This window comes from Cellulomonas sp. C5510 (genome assembly GCF_019797765.1).
In the GTDB taxonomy this organism is placed as follows: Bacteria; Actinomycetota; Actinomycetes; order Actinomycetales; family Cellulomonadaceae; genus Cellulomonas.
Map to the genome: position 1 here is coordinate 2,070,035 of NZ_CP081862.1, position 15,041 is coordinate 2,085,075.

Annotated in this window: 18 protein-coding genes; 12 read left to right on the forward strand and 6 right to left on the reverse strand. The window is 75.7% G+C overall.

Going from position 1 to position 15,041, the window contains the following annotated elements:
• Positions 1-45: 45 nt before the first annotated feature.
• Both K5O09_RS09615 and K5O09_RS09620 read right to left on the reverse strand, forming a co-directional pair.
• Positions 46-1,896, reverse strand: a complete 1,851-nt coding sequence (locus K5O09_RS09615) for a DEAD/DEAH box helicase (RefSeq protein ID WP_222169358.1) — start codon at positions 1,894-1,896, stop codon at positions 46-48.
• 268 nt (positions 1,897-2,164) lie between these two features.
• Positions 2,165-2,590, reverse strand: a complete 426-nt coding sequence (locus K5O09_RS09620; RefSeq protein WP_222169359.1) for a CoA-binding protein — start codon at positions 2,588-2,590, stop codon at positions 2,165-2,167.
• A 169-nt stretch (positions 2,591-2,759) separates the two neighbouring features.
• Between K5O09_RS09620 and K5O09_RS09625 the strand changes: the two genes are divergently transcribed.
• The 8 genes from K5O09_RS09625 (at position 2,760) to K5O09_RS09660 (ending at position 8,252) form a co-directional block, all read left to right on the forward strand.
• Positions 2,760-3,371, forward strand: a complete 612-nt coding sequence (locus tag K5O09_RS09625) for a CDP-alcohol phosphatidyltransferase family protein (RefSeq protein ID WP_255595201.1) — start codon at positions 2,760-2,762, stop codon at positions 3,369-3,371.
• Positions 3,372-3,445: 74 nt separating this feature from the next.
• On the forward strand, positions 3,446-4,345 hold the full coding sequence (locus K5O09_RS09630) for a DUF881 domain-containing protein (RefSeq protein ID WP_222169361.1): 900 nt from the start codon (positions 3,446-3,448) through the stop codon (positions 4,343-4,345).
• Complete coding sequence (locus K5O09_RS09635) at positions 4,342-4,674, forward strand: small basic family protein (protein WP_222169362.1); 333 nt, start codon at positions 4,342-4,344, stop codon at positions 4,672-4,674. Before K5O09_RS09630 ends, K5O09_RS09635 begins: the two co-directional genes overlap by 4 nt.
• Before the next feature lie 3 nt (positions 4,675-4,677).
• Positions 4,678-5,451, forward strand: coding sequence for a DUF881 domain-containing protein (locus K5O09_RS09640; RefSeq protein WP_222169363.1), 774 nt, complete (start codon positions 4,678-4,680; stop codon positions 5,449-5,451).
• A gap of 119 nt (positions 5,452-5,570) precedes the next feature.
• Positions 5,571-6,083 (forward strand): FHA domain-containing protein, encoded by a 513-nt coding sequence (locus K5O09_RS09645; RefSeq protein WP_222169364.1) that lies wholly within the window; start codon positions 5,571-5,573, stop codon positions 6,081-6,083.
• A 131-nt stretch (positions 6,084-6,214) separates the two neighbouring features.
• Entirely contained in the window at positions 6,215-6,880 is a 666-nt protein-coding gene (locus K5O09_RS09650; RefSeq protein WP_222169365.1) for a MerR family transcriptional regulator, read from the forward strand.
• Positions 6,881-6,937: 57 nt separating this feature from the next.
• Positions 6,938-7,525: a bifunctional nuclease family protein gene (locus K5O09_RS09655; RefSeq protein WP_222169366.1), complete on the forward strand. Its 588-nt coding sequence runs from the start codon at positions 6,938-6,940 to the stop codon at positions 7,523-7,525.
• Between the two features lie 142 nt (positions 7,526-7,667).
• Entirely contained in the window at positions 7,668-8,252 is a 585-nt protein-coding gene (locus K5O09_RS09660; protein ID WP_222169367.1) for a MerR family transcriptional regulator, read from the forward strand.
• 194 nt (positions 8,253-8,446) lie between these two features.
• Here K5O09_RS09660 and K5O09_RS09665 read toward each other — a convergent pair whose 3' ends face one another.
• On the reverse strand, positions 8,447-9,211 hold the full coding sequence (locus K5O09_RS09665) for a ParA family protein (RefSeq protein WP_222169368.1): 765 nt from the start codon (positions 9,209-9,211) through the stop codon (positions 8,447-8,449).
• Positions 9,212-9,325: 114 nt separating this feature from the next.
• On the opposite strand from K5O09_RS09665, the gene K5O09_RS09670 reads away from it, so the two are divergent.
• Positions 9,326-10,000 carry an MBL fold metallo-hydrolase gene (locus tag K5O09_RS09670; RefSeq protein ID WP_222169369.1) on the forward strand — a complete coding sequence of 225 codons (675 nt, stop codon included), beginning with the start codon at positions 9,326-9,328 and terminating at the stop codon, positions 9,998-10,000.
• 23 nt (positions 10,001-10,023) lie between these two features.
• On the opposite strand, the gene K5O09_RS09675 is transcribed toward K5O09_RS09670, so the two are convergent.
• The 3 genes from K5O09_RS09675 to K5O09_RS09685 all read right to left on the reverse strand — a co-directional run bounded on the left by K5O09_RS09675 (position 10,024) and on the right by K5O09_RS09685 (position 12,653).
• On the reverse strand, positions 10,024-11,301 hold the full coding sequence (locus K5O09_RS09675; RefSeq protein WP_222169370.1) for an endo-1,4-beta-xylanase: 1,278 nt from the start codon (positions 11,299-11,301) through the stop codon (positions 10,024-10,026).
• 96 nt (positions 11,302-11,397) lie between these two features.
• Entirely contained in the window at positions 11,398-12,393 is a 996-nt protein-coding gene (locus K5O09_RS09680) for a LacI family DNA-binding transcriptional regulator (RefSeq protein ID WP_222169371.1), read from the reverse strand.
• A gap of 104 nt (positions 12,394-12,497) precedes the next feature.
• A complete protein-coding gene (locus tag K5O09_RS09685; RefSeq protein ID WP_222169372.1) occupies positions 12,498-12,653 on the reverse strand; it encodes a hypothetical protein in 156 nt (51 codons plus the stop codon).
• Between the two features lie 236 nt (positions 12,654-12,889).
• Between K5O09_RS09685 and K5O09_RS09690 the strand changes: the two genes are divergently transcribed.
• The 3 genes from K5O09_RS09690 (at position 12,890) to K5O09_RS09700 (ending at position 15,012) form a co-directional block, all read left to right on the forward strand.
• Positions 12,890-14,068, forward strand: coding sequence for an AI-2E family transporter (locus K5O09_RS09690; protein WP_370635417.1), 1,179 nt, complete (start codon positions 12,890-12,892; stop codon positions 14,066-14,068).
• A gap of 79 nt (positions 14,069-14,147) precedes the next feature.
• Positions 14,148-14,483, forward strand: a complete 336-nt coding sequence (locus K5O09_RS09695) for a cupin (RefSeq protein ID WP_222169374.1) — start codon at positions 14,148-14,150, stop codon at positions 14,481-14,483.
• Positions 14,484-14,619: 136 nt separating this feature from the next.
• Positions 14,620-15,012 carry a hypothetical protein gene (locus tag K5O09_RS09700; RefSeq protein WP_222172703.1) on the forward strand — a complete coding sequence of 131 codons (393 nt, stop codon included), beginning with the start codon at positions 14,620-14,622 and terminating at the stop codon, positions 15,010-15,012.
• Positions 15,013-15,041: the final 29 nt, after the last annotated feature.

Consider the following 15,041-nt stretch of genomic DNA (forward strand, 5'->3'; position numbering starts at 1 on the left):
CCGCCGGGCCGCACCGAGGTGCGACCCGGCGGGCGGGCGGTCGGCTCAGCGCGGGGTGGCGCTGCGGCGCGGGCGCGCGTCCCGGCCGCCGGCACGCGGCTCGCGGGCGTGGTGCACGGGACCGCGGGACGCCCCGCGCTCCGGCCGTGCGGCCCGCGGGCCCTCGTCCACCCGGATGCGCAGGGGACGGCCGGCCACGCGGGCGCGGCCGATCCGGTCGAACGCCTCGGGGGTCAGACCTGCCGGGATCTCGACCAGCGAGAACGTGGAGAAGATGTCGATCTTCCCCAGGTCCTTGCCCTGCAGGCCGCCCTCGTTGGTGAGGGCGCCCACGATGGCGCCGGGCTGTGCGCCGTGCTGCTGCCCGACGGCCAGGCGGTAGCGCAGCGCGCCGGTCGGCCGCGCGGGGTTGCGGCGGTGCTCGCCGTCGGGTCCCGCGCTGCGGTCGTGACGCGGGCCGCGCTCGCCGCGCTCCGGGGCCAGGCGTGCCCGCGAGAGCGCGTCGTCCAGGTCGTCGCCGTCCGCCGGCCGGGGCGCGGGGCCCTCGTCGCCGACGGCGAGCGCCGCGAGCACGGCCACGAGCTCGGCGGCCTCGACAGCCGGGTTCGCGGCGAGGAAGTCCGCGACGGCCGTGCGGTACAGGTCCAGCCGGCCGGCCTCGGCGCGCGCCGGCACGCGGCCGAGCAGAGCCGCGACGCGGTGCGCGGAGACGTCGGCGGGGGAGGGGATCTCGATCTGCGCGAGCCGCTGGCGCGTCGTGCGCTCGATCGCGCGGAGGCGGCCCTGCTCGTTCGGGGTCACGAACGTCAGCGCCTCGCCGGTGCGCCCGGCGCGTCCCGTGCGCCCGATGCGGTGGACGTACGCCTCCGGCTCCCCGGGGACGTCGAAGTTGACGACCAGCCCGATGCGGTCGATGTCGAGGCCGCGCGCCGCGACGTCGGTGGCGACCAGCACGGTGATCGCGCCGCTGCGCACCCGCTCGACGATCTTCTCGCGGTCGGACTGCGCGACGTCCCCGGAGATGTAGGCCGCGGCGACGCCGCGCTCCACCAGGGAGACCGCGACGTCCTCCGCGGCGCTCCGCGTCCGGACGAAGACGATGGCCGCCTCGGCGGACGTGACGGCGAGCACGCGCGCCAGCGCCCCGGCCTTGTGGCGGAACGGCACCACCGCGTACGTCTGCTGCACGCTCGAGACGGTCGACGACTGCCGTGCCACGCTGACCTCGACCGGGTCGGTGAGGTGCTGGGCCGCGACGCGCCGGATCGCCTGGGGCATCGTCGCCGAGAACAGCGCGACCTGCTTGCGGGCGGGCGTGGCGGAGGCGATGCGGTCGACGTCCTCCGCGAAGCCCATGCGCAGCATCTCGTCGGCCTCGTCGAGGACGAGGAACCGCACCCCGTCGAGCGTCAGGGAACCGCGGTCCAGGTGGTCGATGACGCGCCCGGGCGTCCCGACGACGACCTGGGCGCCGCCACGCAGCGCGCGCTGCTGCGGCAGGTAGGGCGCGCCGCCGTACACGGGGACGACCTGGAGGCCGGGGAGGTGCGCGGCGAACGACTCCAGGGCCTCGGCCACCTGCATGGCGAGCTCGCGCGTCGGCGCGAGGACGATGGCCTGCACCTCGCGGCGGTCCGGGTCGACCGCGGCGAGCAGGGGCAGCCCGAACGCGGCGGTCTTGCCGGTGCCGGTCTGGGCGACCCCGGTGATGTCCCGCCCGGCCAGCAGGGCGGGGATCGCCTCGGCCTGGATGGCGGTCGGGGCGGTGAAGCCGAGCTCGTCGACGGCAGCACGCAGGGCGGCGGGCAGGTCGAGGTCGGCGAAGGTCACCGCGGGGACGGCGGCCGGGGTCGCGTCGTCGGAGGCGGGCAGGGCAGGGTCGAGCACGGACGTCATCGGGTCAGCACCGTTTCGTGTCGCTGGGGGGAGCTGCTGGTCCGGCCCGGTCGGCCGGCGGCGGTCGCACTCCCACACCCACACATCACGAGGCCGCGCAGGGGACCGGTGACGGTCGGCGGGACCTCGGCACGCACATCACGGGAACCTGCGACGAACTCCGAGTGGTCCCATCGTACCGCCGCGGGGCGCCGGGCCCCCGGCGCGGGCGTGGTGACCTCGGGCACAGCGGACGAGGGAGCGGCCGCGGCCGACCCGCGGTCCGGGGTCAGCCGAGGCCGAGCCTGCGCCCCTCGATGGCGGGGCACGCGTCCATCACGACGTCCAGCCCGGCGGCGGCGGCCCGCGCCGCGGCGGCCTCGTCGACGACCCCGAGCTGCAGCCAGACCGCGCGGGCGCCGGCGGCGACGGCCTGGTCCACCACCTCGCCCGCGAGCGACGAGTTCACGAACACGTCCACCACGTCGACCGCTCCGGCGGCGGCGACCGCCTCCGCGACCGTCCGGACGCCCGGGGCACCGTGCACCGTCTCCGCCCGCGGGTGCACCGGCACGACCCGGTGCCCGAGCCCCTGCAGGTACGCGGCGACGCCGTACGCCGCGCGCGCCCGGTTGGCGGACAGGCCGACGACGGCCCAGGTGCCGGGCGTCGTCAGCAGGCGGCGCACCACAACGGGGTCGTCGACGTGGACCATGCCCGTCAGGGAACCACACCGCGCGGGACGGGGCCCGGGACGGTCGTCCGGCCCGGCGGCGGCCCGGCACCCCCGGGCACGTGCTCGCGGCCGTGGCGTCGTGGCCCCGGGCGGTCCGGGCCGGTGCGTAGGATGGGGCGTTGATCAGCAGCGACAGGCAGGAGCGGGCGTGGCCGAGCGCGACGTGGTGAGCGACCGCGTGCTCACGGTCCCGAACCTGATCAGCCTGGTCCGGCTGCTGATGGTGCCGGTGTTCGCGGTCCTCATCGCCGCCGGCCACGACGGCTGGGCGCTGGTCGTGCTCGCCGTGTCCGGGGCGAGCGACTGGCTCGACGGTGTGCTCGCGCGCCGGCTCGGGCAGGTGTCACGGCTCGGGCAGGTGCTCGACCCCGCCGCCGACCGCCTCTTCATCCTCGTCACCCTGCTCGGCCTCGCGGCCCGCGGCGTGGTCCCGTGGTGGCTCGTCGCCGTCCTGCTCGCGCGCGAGGCGATGCTCCTGGTCATGCTGGTCGTGCTCGCACGGCACGGCTACGGCCCGCTGCAGGTGCACCTGGCCGGGAAGGCCGGCACGTTCGCGCTGCTGTACGCCTTCCCCCTGCTGCTGCTCGCGCACTGGGGCGGGATCGTGGGCGACCTCGCGTCGGTGCTCGGCTGGGCCTGCGCGTGGTGGGGCATCGCGCTCTACTGGTTCGCCGGGATGCTGTACGTCCGCCAGGCGTGGCTGCTCGTCGGGCGCCGGGGCGGTGCGGACGCGGGGGAGCCCCGCACGGTGGCCGTGTGACGTCCCCGGGCGGCGAGGGGGGCTCCCGGTCGTCGGGGGCCGGGTCGCGGTGGCCCCGGCGTCCGGACGCCTCGATGTCGCTGCTGACGGAGGTCACGCGCAACCCGCTCGACCCCGAGTACCGCGAGGCCGCCGAGCGCCGCTCGCAGGCCGGGCACTCGCGGCGCCGGTGGGGCCCCGGCACGGTGGCGGTGGCGGCGATCGCGGTGCTGCTCGGCGTCGCGACCACGTGGTCCGTGCTGGCGCTGCGGGCGCCGCAGCCCTCGGCGCTCGCCGCGCGGGAGGTGCTCGCCGGTCAGATCGACGAGCGCAGCGCCGAGGTCGAGCGGCTGCGGGAGCGCAGCGCGGAGCTCACCGACGAGATCGCGGCCTTCCAGGAGCAGGCGCTGTCGGCGTCCGACTCGCCGCTGCTCGACCGGCTCGCCGCGGACTCCGTCGCGTCGGGGGCGGCGGCGGTCCGCGGCGAGGGGCTGCGGATCACGCTCGAGGACGCCGAGCAGGTCGCCGGCGACGAGGACCCGGACTCCCGCGTGCGCGACTCCGACCTGCAGATCGTGGTGAACGGCCTGTGGGCGTCCGGCGCCGAGGCGATCGCGGTCAACGGCCAGCGCCTGGCGACGACGACGGCCATCCGCACGGCCGGCGACGCGATCCTCGTCGACGTCGTCCCGCTCGTCGGCCCGTACACGATCGAGGCGGTCGGGGACCCGCAGGACCTGCAGACCCGCCTGGCGCGGACCTCGGGCGGGCAGCTCCTCGCGGTGCTGCAGTCGACCTACGGCATCCGGACGCAGGTGTCGTCGCAGCGCGCGCTCGACCTCCCGTCCGCCGCGACGACGACGCTGCGTTCCGCCCGCCTCCCGGACGGCGTGGAGATCGTGCCGGGCACCCGGGACCCGGGGCCCTCCGGGGTGGCGCTCGGCTCAGGCACACTGGCACCGGACGACGCGCACGACAGCGAGGGGGACCTGTGATCGCGGTCATCGGACTGCTCATCGGCGTGGTGGCGGGCCTCGTGCTCGAGCCCACCGTGCCCGCGGCCCTGCAGCCGTACCTCCCGATCGCGGTGGTCGCGGCGCTCGACGCCCTGTTCGGCGGCCTGCGGGCGGTGCTGGACGGGCTCTTCGACGACCGGGTGTTCCTCGTGTCGTTCCTGTCGAACGTCGTGGTGGCGGCGCTGATCGTGTTCCTCGGTGACCAGCTGGGCGTGGGCTCGCAGCTCTCGACCGCCGTGGTCGTCGTCCTGGGCATCCGGATCTTCTCCAACGTCGCGGCGATCCGCCGCCACCTGTTCAAGGCCTGAGCGATGACGACGCCCGACCCCGCGACGGAGGCCGCTGCCCGGCCCGCCACGCCGGTCGTGGGCTGGCGCGCGCTGGCACGCGCCCTGCGACCCCGCGCGACGCCGGCCCAGGCGCTGACCGGGGTGCTGTGCGTCATGCTGGGCTTCGCGATCGCGGTGCAGGTACGCCAGACGGACACCGCCAGCCTGTCCACCATGCGCGAGTCCGAGCTGGTGTCGCTGCTGGACCAGACGACGCGGCAGGCCGACGAGCTGCAGGACCAGGTGTCCGAGCTCGAGCGCACGCAGCAGGAGCTCCAGTCCGGCTCGACCAGCCGCGAGGCGGCCCTCGACGCCGCGACCCGCAGCGCCGCGGCGCAGGGCATCCTGTCCGGCCGGCTGCCGGCGGAGGGCCCCGGCGTGACGGTGACGGTCCGGGACCCGGAGGCGCAGGTCTCCGCGCTGACGCTGCTGAACCTGCTGGAGGAGCTGCGGAACGCCGGTGCGGAGGCCGTGCAGCTCAACGACCGGCGCCTCACGGCGTCGTCGTACGTGCTCGGGACGGACGCCGGGATCGAGGTGGACGGGAGCCTGCTCTCACCGCCGTACCGCTGGATCGCCATCGGGGACCCGGACACGATCGCGACCGCGCTGGCGATCCCCGGCGGCGCGCTGGCGAAGGTGCAGATCGACGGGGGCCAGACGGCGGTCCAGACCCAGGACCTGGTCCAGGTCACCGCCACCAGGACCGTCCCGGAACCCGAGCACGCCACGCCGAGGTCGCCCGAGCAGGGGTGACGCCCGCGCGGGCGCACGCCACCCGACCGCGGGCTGTGCTGGGCGGCCCTGCGGCATCTAGGCTGTCGGGGACCCCGGTGCAGGTCGGGGCCGGTGCAGCAGCAGGTCTGGAGACTGGCATGAGCGACGAGCAGCAGGCGCGGGACGTCACGCCCCCGGCGGCGCCCGACGGGGCGACGGCGCCCGCGGCCCCCGACACGACGATCAGCTTCGGCTCTCTCGGGGCGCTGGACCACGATGCCGGCGGCCCCGTCGGGCTGACCGCCGAGCAGGCGGCGGCCGTGCAGGCGCTGCCGCCGACGTCCGCGCTGCTCGTGATGCAGCGGGGGCCGAGCAGCGGCGCGCGCTTCCTGCTCGACGCCGAGCGCACCCTCGCCGGGCGCAGCCCGAGCGCGGACATCTTCCTGGACGACGTGACCGTGTCGCGCAAGCACGCCGAGTTCGTCCGCGAGCTCGACGACTTCGTGGTGCGGGACGTCGGCTCGCTCAACGGTACGTACGTGAACCGTGAGCGGATCGACTCGGCGGTGCTCCGGGCCGGCGACGAGGTGCAGATCGGCAAGTTCCGCATGACGTTCCACCCGAGTCCCGCGGCGCGCTCGGGAGCCCAGCCGGCCGGTCCCGCGCAGTGAGCCCGGCGCGTCCCGCCCGGCGCCCGGAGCCCGACCAGCAGCCGTCACGCCCCGACGCGCACGGGCAGCCCGCGGCGGATCTCCCCGAGTCGCCCGGCCCGTGGCCACGCGGCCTGTCGCGGCACGCGACCATGCGGATCTCCGACGTGCTCGCCGCGCTGCGGATCGAGTTCCCGGCCGTCACCAACTCCAAGCTGCGCTTCCTCGAGGAGCAGGGGCTCGTCGAGCCGGTGCGGACGCCGTCCGGATACCGGCAGTACAGCCCGGCCGACCTGGAGCGGCTGCGCTTCGTGCTCCGCGAGCAGCGCGACCGGTACGTGCCGCTCAAGGTGATCGGCGAGCGGCTGGCCGCGCTCGACGCCGGCACGGACACCGAGCCGCCGTCGCTGATCGTGACCGAGGACGGGGTGCCACGCACCGGCCCGGTCGACGCGCGCTACACCACAGCGGCGCTGGCACGGGACGCGGCGGTGGACGAGAGCCTGGTCACCGACCTCGTGCAGGCCGGGGTGCTCCGCCCGTCGGCGTCGGGCCACCTGGACGCGTGGGCCAAGGACGTCGTCGTCGCCGCGGCGGCCCTGGCGGAGCACGGGATCGAGGCGCGGCACCTGAGGGCGTTCCGCAGCGCGGCCGACCGGCAGGTCGACATGGTCGAGGCCGTGGTGCGTCCGTGGCGGGGGCAGGCGTCGCCGTCGGCGCGGGGCCGGGCGAGCACCGTCGCGGCAGAGGTCGGAGAGCTGTGCACGCGGCTGCACACGGCGCTCGTCCGCGCCGGGGTCGCCGATCTCACGCCCTGACCGCGCACGTGCCCGCGACCGGTGCGCGGACGGTCGGACGGTCGTAGCGTGGGGTGCATGCACGAGGACGACCTGGTCGAGCTGGAGGTCCTCGGCGTGCGCCGGCACCCCGGCGACGACGAGCTCGTCGTGCTGCTGCTGGAGCCGGTCGGCGAGCTCATCGTCCCGATCGCGATCGGGCCCAGCGAGGCCGGCGCGATCGCCACGGCGCAGGCCGGCGTCGTCCCGCCGCGGCCGATGACGCACGACCTCCTGCGGGACGTGCTGGTGGCACTCGGGGTGCGGGTGCGTCAGGTGGAGATCACGGAGCTCGTGGGCGGCGTGTTCCACGCGGCGCTCGTGCTGGGGGACCGGCCGACCCGCGTCGACGCCCGGGCCTCCGACGCGATCGCCCTGGCCGTGCGTGTGGGCTGCCCGGTGCTGTGCGCCACGGACGTGCTCGCGGAGGTCGGCGTCGAGGCCGCGCCGGCGGAGGACGAGGACCAGGAGGCCGGCAGCCCCGACGACCAGGAGGCCGGCAGCCCCGACGACCAGGTGGCGCAGTTCCGCGAGTTCCTGGACCAGGTGTCGGCGGACGACTTCGAGCGCGGGGAGCCCGGGGAGCCGGGCGATCCCGGGCGGGGTTCAACCTCAGGTGGAGGGTGAGACACGCCGTCCGCGACACGCCGGGAACCGCCGGCGCCGCGGTCGTTGACCGCCCCCAGGCCCGGCCCTAGCGTTGCACCAGGACAGCACAGTTCCGCGGCGCCGCACCGGTGGCCGTGGACGCGACGAGCGGAGGACCCCCGTGACCGGCACCGAGCAGACCGCCGAGGCGGCCGGAGGGGTCCCCCAGCGCGCCCAGGGTCTGCTGTTCGGCGACGACCTGCCGGACCTCGACACCACCACCGGCTACCGGGGGCCGACCGCCTGCCGCGCCGCGGGGATCACCTACCGCCAGCTCGACTACTGGGCCCGTACCGGCCTCGTCGAGCCGTCCGTGCGCCCGGCGACCGGGTCGGGCACGCAGCGGCTGTACGCGTTCCGCGACATCCTCGTGCTCAAGGTCGTCAAGCGGCTGCTCGACACCGGGGTGTCCCTCCAGCAGATCCGCACCGCGGTCGGCCACCTGCGTGAGCGCGGCGTCGAGGACCTCGCGCAGATCACGCTCATGTCCGACGGGGCGAGCGTCTACGAGTGCACCTCCGCGGACGAGGTGATCGACCTCGTGCAGGGCGGGCAGGGCGTCTTCGGGATCGCCGTCGGCCGGGTGTGGCGCGAGGTCGAGGGCACGCTGGCGGAGATGCCGACCGAGCGGGCGGAGGACGAGCACTCCGTGGTCCACGCCCACGACGAGCTCGCCGCGCGTCGCGCCGCCCGCACCGCCGGCTGACCCCCCCGCCCCACCCTCGGAGGCTCCGAACGTTCTCGGAGGGTGCCGCACGCCATCGGAGACCTCCGCGGACACCTCCGATACCGCGCGGCACCCTCCCACCGCGTTCGGAGCCTCCGACGGGGACGTGACTCGCGGGGCGGTCGGAGCGGGGACGCGGCCCGGTGGTTCTCCGGGGGCCGGGTGCTGCCCGGTCAGGTGCGCGGTGCGCGCAGGGCTCGGTCCAGCAGGTCGTCGAACGCCCCGGCCAGCTCGCGCGCTCCGGCTCCGGGCCAGGCGTGGACCGGCTGCGCGGCTCCCTGCGCCTGCTGCAGCGCGGCCCGCTCGGGCACGAACGGCGTCAGTACCAGCGGGCCGTAGAGCCCGCGGAGCTCCTCGAGCCGGAACGCCTGCTCCACGGAGCGGGCGCGCACCCGGTTCACCACGACGCCGAGCGGCTGGAGCTGTGCGGCCGGACCGCGCCGCAGGTCGTCGATGGTGCGCATGGCGCGACCGACGGCGGTGACGGAGAACAGCCCGGGCTCCGTGACGACGACCGCACGGTCGCACGCGGTCAGCCCGGTGCGGGTCAGGCCGCCGAGCGACGGCGGGCAGTCCACCAGCACGAGGTCGTAGTCGTGCACCCAGGCGAGGGCGAACCGGAGGCGGTCCAGGTCGTCGCCGTCTCGGGCGTCGTGGCGAGCCGACGCCGCTGAACCGACCAGCACGTCCAGCCCGGCCTCCGCCCACGCGCTCGGGGAGGTGGCGGCGGCGAGCGTGTCGGCCGAGGGGGTCTCGAGCACGCCGGCGACGTCGCCGGCCGCGGGGGCGGTCGCCAGCGCGAGGGTGCTGTCGCCCTGCGGGTCGAGGTCGACCACGAGCGTGCGCAGCCCACGCTCCAGCGCCGCGGACGCCAGGCCGAGCGTCACCGACGTCTTGCCCACGCCGCCCTTGAGCGAGCACACACCCAGCACCAGCACAGGCACACGGTAGCCGCCGACGTACGCGGTCGCGGAATCGTCCTGCGACGACGTCCGCCACCACCCGGCCGCGCAGCGTTCGACGCGGAGGCGTACCGGGGTGATGCTGGCACCATGCCCGCAGCCCTCACCCTGACCCACTGGGGCCACGCCTGCGTCCGTCTCGAGCGTGACGGTCGCTGCCTGGTCCTCGACCCCGGCTCGTTCGGTGACCTGTCCGTGCTGGGAGACGCCGACGCCGTGCTCGTCACGCACGACCACCCGGACCACGTCGCGGCGGACGAGCTCGTCGCGGCGGTGTCGGCCCGACCCGGGCTGGAGGTGTGGGCGCCCGGCCCGCTCGTCGACCGTCTCGCGGAGGAGGGCGCGCCCCGCGACCGCCTGCACGTGGCGGCCGGCGGCGACCGGTTCACCGCCGCCGGCTTCGACGTCCGGGTCACGGGGGAGCAGCACGCCGTGATCCACCCCGACGTGCCGCGGATCGCCAACGTCGCCTACCTGGTCGAGGACGTGCTCCTGCACCCGGGCGACTCGTTCACCCCGCCCCCTGACGGGGCGACCGTGGACGTGCTGCTGGTCCCGGTGGCCGGGCCCTGGATGAAGGTCGCGGAGGCGGTGGACTACGTGCGCGCGGTGCGTCCGCGGCTGGCCGTCCCGATCCACGACGCGATCCTGTCCGACGCGGGGCGGGCGCTGGTGGACCGGCTGGTCGGCGGCCTCGGGGGCGCGCAGGAGTACCGCCGCCTCACCGCCGCCGAGCCGCTCGTGTACGAGCCGCCGGTGCGCTGACCCGCCCCACGCGCCATCTGCCGTCAGGCCGGAACGGCCGGACGCGCATCGAGGTCGGCGCCGTCCGCGGCGAGCGTCACGGATGCCTCGCGCCCGTCGGGCGTCGTCACCCGGTAGTCGCCGAGGTACCCGTCGAGCACGAACCGCCCGTCGGCGTCGGTGTGCAGCGGCGTGGGCTCCAGCCACCACGCGCCCTTGACGAGGCCGCGCAGTGCGTCGTAGGCGGGCTTCGGGGTGCCGTCGGCCCGTACGAGGCCGGCGGGCGCCCCGAGCCACGCGCCGGCGTCGCCGAGGCCCCAGTACGTGACCACCTGGACTGCCGGGTGCGCGAACAGCGTGCGGTAGTGCCGCACGACCTCGTCCGCCTGGCGGGCCTCGCCCTCCGGCGTCGACGGCCACGACGGCACCTGCCAGTCGTTGAGGTCCTCGATCTCCGGCGGCATGAGGTCTCCGGACAGCAGCGTCGTCTCGGTGAGGTGCAGCGGCAGGCCGAAGCGTGCGAACCGGTCGAGGACCCCGAGCGTCCACTCCTCGCCGCGGTAGCCCTGGTGCATGTGCGTCTGGAGGCCGAGGGCGTCGATCCGGATCCCGGCCGCGAGGCAGTCCTCGACCAGCTGCTCGTAGTCGGCGGACAGGTCGAAGTCGTTGAGCAGCAGCGTCGCGCCGGGGTTCGCGGCCCGAGCCGCGTCGAAGGCCAGCCGTGCGGTCGCGACGCGCCCGTCCCGGGCGGCCAGCCGGGTCAACCCGTTCGGCTCCTTGTCGAAGACCGGCATGATCACGACCTCGTTGATGGCGTCCCAGGTGTCGACCACGCCGCGGAAGGCCGTGACGTCCCGGGTGATGCGGTCCCGCACCGCCGCCGCGACGTCGTCCTCCGGGAGGTCCCGCAGCCATGCGGGCGCCAGCGTGTGCCACGCGAGCGGGTGGCCCTTCACGGCGACGCCCCGCTCGGCCAGCCACCGGGCCGCCCGCAGCAGCCGCTCCGTGTCGGGCCGGCCGCGCTCGGGCTCGAACCGTGCCCAGTAGAACGGCAGGGTCGCGGTGTTGAACACGTCCAGCCAGCGCTCCAGGAGGCCCGGCAGCACGTCGGCCGGCGGGTCCTCGGGGCCGGGACGCTCGCCGCTCGCGAGCGGGACCACCTCGAACGCGGTGCAGCCGAACCCGAAGGCGTGCCGCGTCTGGGCGACGGTGACCGGGGCGTCCGGGAGCGGGGCCCCGTCGGCGTCCCGCACTGTGACGAGGGCACGCGCGCCGCGGTGGGCGAGCTCAGGGGACCGGGGGGCGACGGCGGCGTGGGTCATGCGGTGCACTCCTTCGTGCGGGTGGGCGGTGCCGGGTGTTGGCGGTCGGGGGGAGGTGGCGGGGGAGCAGGGGAGAGCGCGCAGGGCGACCGGACGTCAGAGCGCCGCGGTCGACCCGCGCCGGACCAGTGACGTGGGCAGGCGCACGTGCGGCTCCGTCACCTCGCCGCCGTCGAGCAGCGCCGTGAGCAGGGCGATCGCCGCGGCACCGAGCTGCTGGATCGGCTGGTGGACCGTGGTGAGCGGGGGCTCGGTCTGCGCGGACTCCGGGATGTCGTCGAAGCCGATCACCGACACGTCCTGGGGGACGCGGAGGCCGAGCTCCCGCGCGACCTCCAGGGCGGCCGTCGCGGAGAGGTCGTTCGCCGCGAACACCGCTGTCGGGCGGTCGGGCAGCGACAGCAGCTCACGCACGGGCTCCCGGGACGACTCCTTGCGGTAGTCGCCCGCGCGGACCAGGTCGTCGTCCACCGGGACCCCGGCGTCCGCCATGGCGGCGCGGAAGCCCTGCTCCCGCAGCCGCGAGGACTCGAGGTCGGCTCGCCCGCCGACGAACGCGATGCGACGGTGGCCCAGCTCCAGCAGGTGCTGCGTCCCGATGACGGCACCGCCGTGGTTGTCCGAGTCGACCGTCGGGAGGCCGGTGGGTCCCGTGTGGGGGTCGATCGCGACGACGGGGACGCCGTTGCCGGCCTCGACGACCGTGGGGGTGACGAGCACGGCGCCGTCGATCAGCGTCCCGCTGAGCCGCGACAGGTAGCGGCGCTCCCAGCCCTCGCCGCGGCCGTGCAGGCCGCCGGTGTAGGCGAGCAGCTCGTACCCGGAGTCGGCCAGCGCACCGGCCGCGCCCTTGAGGATCTCGGCCGAGAACGGCTCGAACTCGGCGACGAGGATGCCGATGACGTGCGTGCGGTGGGAGCGCAGCGAGCGCGCGACGAGGCTGGACTCGTAGCCGAGGGAGTCGATGACCTCCATGACGCGGGTGGTGGTCGCCTGCGCGACCCCGTACCGTCCGTTGATGACCTTCGACACCGTCGCCACGGAGACCCCCGCGGTCCGCGCGACGTCGGTGATGGTCACACGCTGCCCCATGCGGTGATCGTAGCGCTCCGACAACGTTATCGATATCGATTAAGCCATCGGTTCGCGCACGCGCGCGCACCGCTGCGGCGAGAAGGCGGGACGGGAGCCGCCCCTCAGACCCGCACTCCGGGACGTGGGCGCATCGCCGGGTCCATGGCGAGGCGGAGCGCGACCTCCAGCGGCAGCCGCGTGCGGCGGCGCCTGCGCCGGGCCAGCAGCTCGGCGCGCCGCCGAGCACGGGTGTCCCCGGACCAGCCTTCTCTCGTCATGCGTCCAGCGTGCCGTCACCGACCGCGCGGCGTCGTCGCCCCGGGGGCGGACCTGCGGCGTACCGGGGGTCCACCGCAGGGTGGACGGCGCGGGACCTCACGGTGCAGCGTCGTGCCCGGGTGCCTGCCCCGACCGCCCCGGTCCGCCGCCGCGCAGCGGTCGCGGGCGCGCGCGGCGCGCCGTACGGTCCGAGGACCGGGCGGATCGCGTCCCGGTGCCGAGCGGAGGAGGACGCGTGGGCTGGTGGGGACAGGGACGACGGGGACGGAGCGCAGCGGACGCCTCGCCCGCTGCGACGCCCGCGCCGACGACGGGGTCCGCACGCGGGGTGGCGGCGCTGTGGTCCGACGGCCTCGGCCGCATCGGCACGCGCTCGCTCCAGGTGCTGGCCCTCACGGCCGTCGTGGTCGTCGTGGGCTACGTGCTGACACGGCTCACGCTCGTCGTGATCCCGGTGCTCATCGCCCTCGTCCTGGCGTCGGCCATCCACCCGCTGGTCTCGTGGCTCCGGCGGCACCGTCTCCCGTCGATGCTCGCCACCTGGGCGGCGCTCCTGCTGGTCGTCGTGGTGCTCGCGGGAGTGCTGTGGGCGGTCGTGCGGGCCGTCGTCGACCAGTGGGACGAGCTCGTCGACCAGGCCGTCGACGGGTTCGCCGAGCTGCAGGACTCGCTCACCGCCCTGCCGGTCCAGATCTCGCAGGACCAGATCGAGGAGGCCCGCACCGCGGTCACCGACTTCCTCACGTCCTCGTCGTTCGGCGCGAGCGCGGCGGCCGGGGTCTCCGCGACGGCGAACTTCCTCACCGGCTTCGTGCTGATGCTCGTCGTGCTCTTCTTCTTCCTGAAGGACGGGCCGCGCATCTGGGAGTTCCTGCTGCGGCCGTTCGAGGGCGAGCACTACGCCCGCGCCCGGCGGGTCGGGGACCGCACGGTGAGCACGCTCGGCGGCTACGTGCGGGGCACCGCCATCGTGGCGGCGGTCGACGCGGTCGGGATCGGCGTCGGCCTGCTCGTCGTCGGGGTGCCGCTGGCGATCCCGCTCGCGGTCCTCGTGTTCCTGCTCGCGTTCATCCCGCTGGTCGGCGCCACGCTCGCCGGCGTGCTCGCCGCCCTCGTGACGCTCGTGGCCAACGGCTGGGTCGACGCGCTGATCGTGGTCGCGATCGTCGTCGTGGTGAACCAGCTCGAGGGGGACCTGCTGCAGCCCGTCGTCATGGGGCGGTCGCTGCGGCTGCACCCCCTGGTGATCCTCGTCGCACTGACCATCGGCACCGTGGTCGCCGGCATCACGGGAGCCGTGCTCGCCGTCCCGGTGGCGGCCTCGATCTGGGGGGCCGTCCAGGTCTGGAACGGCGAGCACGAACCGGCCCGGCCCGCCCGGCAGAAGAGACCGGAGACCGTCGCAGGCCGCTGACCCGTCGGATCGCGCCGCGGGGCGGGCCGGCACGTGCCAGAGTGGACCCAGCCCGCCGACGACGACGGAAGGACGCCGCATGGACACCCAGCAGCTCGCCCAGGACCAGCTCGCCGCCGCCCACGAGGACCCGCACGGCCGTTCCGCGCAGATCGTGGTGCACGACGGACCGCTGCGCCAGACCGTCATCGCGCTGACCCGCGGCACCCGCCTGGCGGAGCACAACTCGCCGCCCGCGGGGAGCATCCTCGTGCTGCGCGGCACGGTCGGCGTCAGCACCGGGGACCGCGTCGACACGCTGCCCGCCGGGTACCTGGTCACGCTGACCCACGACCGGCACGCCGTCGAGGCGCTGAGCGACGCGGCGATCCTGCTGACGACGGTGACGGGGACCGGCGAGCCGTCGCACGGCTGACGCCCAGCGCCCGGTCGACGGGGTGGCACGACAGCGCCGCGGCAGGTCATCCTGGGTGTCTGCCGAAGGAGGGGACGACACCGTGAGCGACCACGACGAGCACCAGGGAGCGTTCAGCGAGGCCGAGCGCGCCGCGATGAAGCAGCGGGCCGCCGAGCTCCGTGCCCAGGCGGGCGGGAACGGTTCGGCCAAGAAGCAGCGCGAGGCGCAGGCCTGCCTCGACGCCATCGCCGCCCTCACCGACAGCGACCGCCGGGTCGCCGAGCTGCTGCACGCCGTCGTCACGCAGGAGGCCCCGCACCTGGACCCGAAGACCTGGTACGGCTTCCCGTCGTACGCCCGCGACGGGAAGGTCGTCGTGTTCTACCAGCCGCGCGCCAAGTTCGGGACGCGGTACGGCACGGTCGGGTTCAACGAGGACGCCCTGCTGGACGACGGCGTCTTCTGGCCGACCGCGTTCGCCGTGCTCGACGCCACCGACGAGGTCGAGGCCCGGCTGCGGGAGCTGGTCCGCACCGCCGCGGGCTGACGCTGCGCCCGGGACGGCGGCGCCGGGCA

What these genes read in the sequence shown, in the direction of transcription:
- K5O09_RS09615 (WP_222169358.1), bottom strand. Translation starts at nt 1,896, where the DNA reads ATGACGTCCGTGCTCGACCCTGCCCTGCCCGCCTCCGACGACGCGACC.
- K5O09_RS09620 (WP_222169359.1), bottom strand. Translation starts at nt 2,590, where the DNA reads ATGGTCCACGTCGACGACCCCGTTGTGGTGCGCCGCCTGCTGACGACG.
- K5O09_RS09630 (WP_222169361.1), top strand. Translation starts at nt 3,446, where the DNA reads ATGTCGCTGCTGACGGAGGTCACGCGCAACCCGCTCGACCCCGAGTAC.
- K5O09_RS09640 (WP_222169363.1), top strand. Translation starts at nt 4,678, where the DNA reads ATGACGACGCCCGACCCCGCGACGGAGGCCGCTGCCCGGCCCGCCACG.
- K5O09_RS09645 (WP_222169364.1), top strand. Translation starts at nt 5,571, where the DNA reads ATGAGCGACGAGCAGCAGGCGCGGGACGTCACGCCCCCGGCGGCGCCC.
- K5O09_RS09650 (WP_222169365.1), top strand. Translation starts at nt 6,215, where the DNA reads ATGCGGATCTCCGACGTGCTCGCCGCGCTGCGGATCGAGTTCCCGGCC.
- K5O09_RS09655 (WP_222169366.1), top strand. Translation starts at nt 6,938, where the DNA reads ATGCACGAGGACGACCTGGTCGAGCTGGAGGTCCTCGGCGTGCGCCGG.
- K5O09_RS09670 (WP_222169369.1), top strand. Translation starts at nt 9,326, where the DNA reads ATGCCCGCAGCCCTCACCCTGACCCACTGGGGCCACGCCTGCGTCCGT.
- K5O09_RS09675 (WP_222169370.1), bottom strand. Translation starts at nt 11,301, where the DNA reads ATGACCCACGCCGCCGTCGCCCCCCGGTCCCCTGAGCTCGCCCACCGC.
- K5O09_RS09680 (WP_222169371.1), bottom strand. Translation starts at nt 12,393, where the DNA reads ATGGGGCAGCGTGTGACCATCACCGACGTCGCGCGGACCGCGGGGGTC.
- K5O09_RS09685 (WP_222169372.1), bottom strand. Translation starts at nt 12,653, where the DNA reads ATGACGAGAGAAGGCTGGTCCGGGGACACCCGTGCTCGGCGGCGCGCC.
- K5O09_RS09695 (WP_222169374.1), top strand. Translation starts at nt 14,148, where the DNA reads ATGGACACCCAGCAGCTCGCCCAGGACCAGCTCGCCGCCGCCCACGAG.
- K5O09_RS09700 (WP_222172703.1), top strand. Translation starts at nt 14,620, where the DNA reads ATGAAGCAGCGGGCCGCCGAGCTCCGTGCCCAGGCGGGCGGGAACGGT.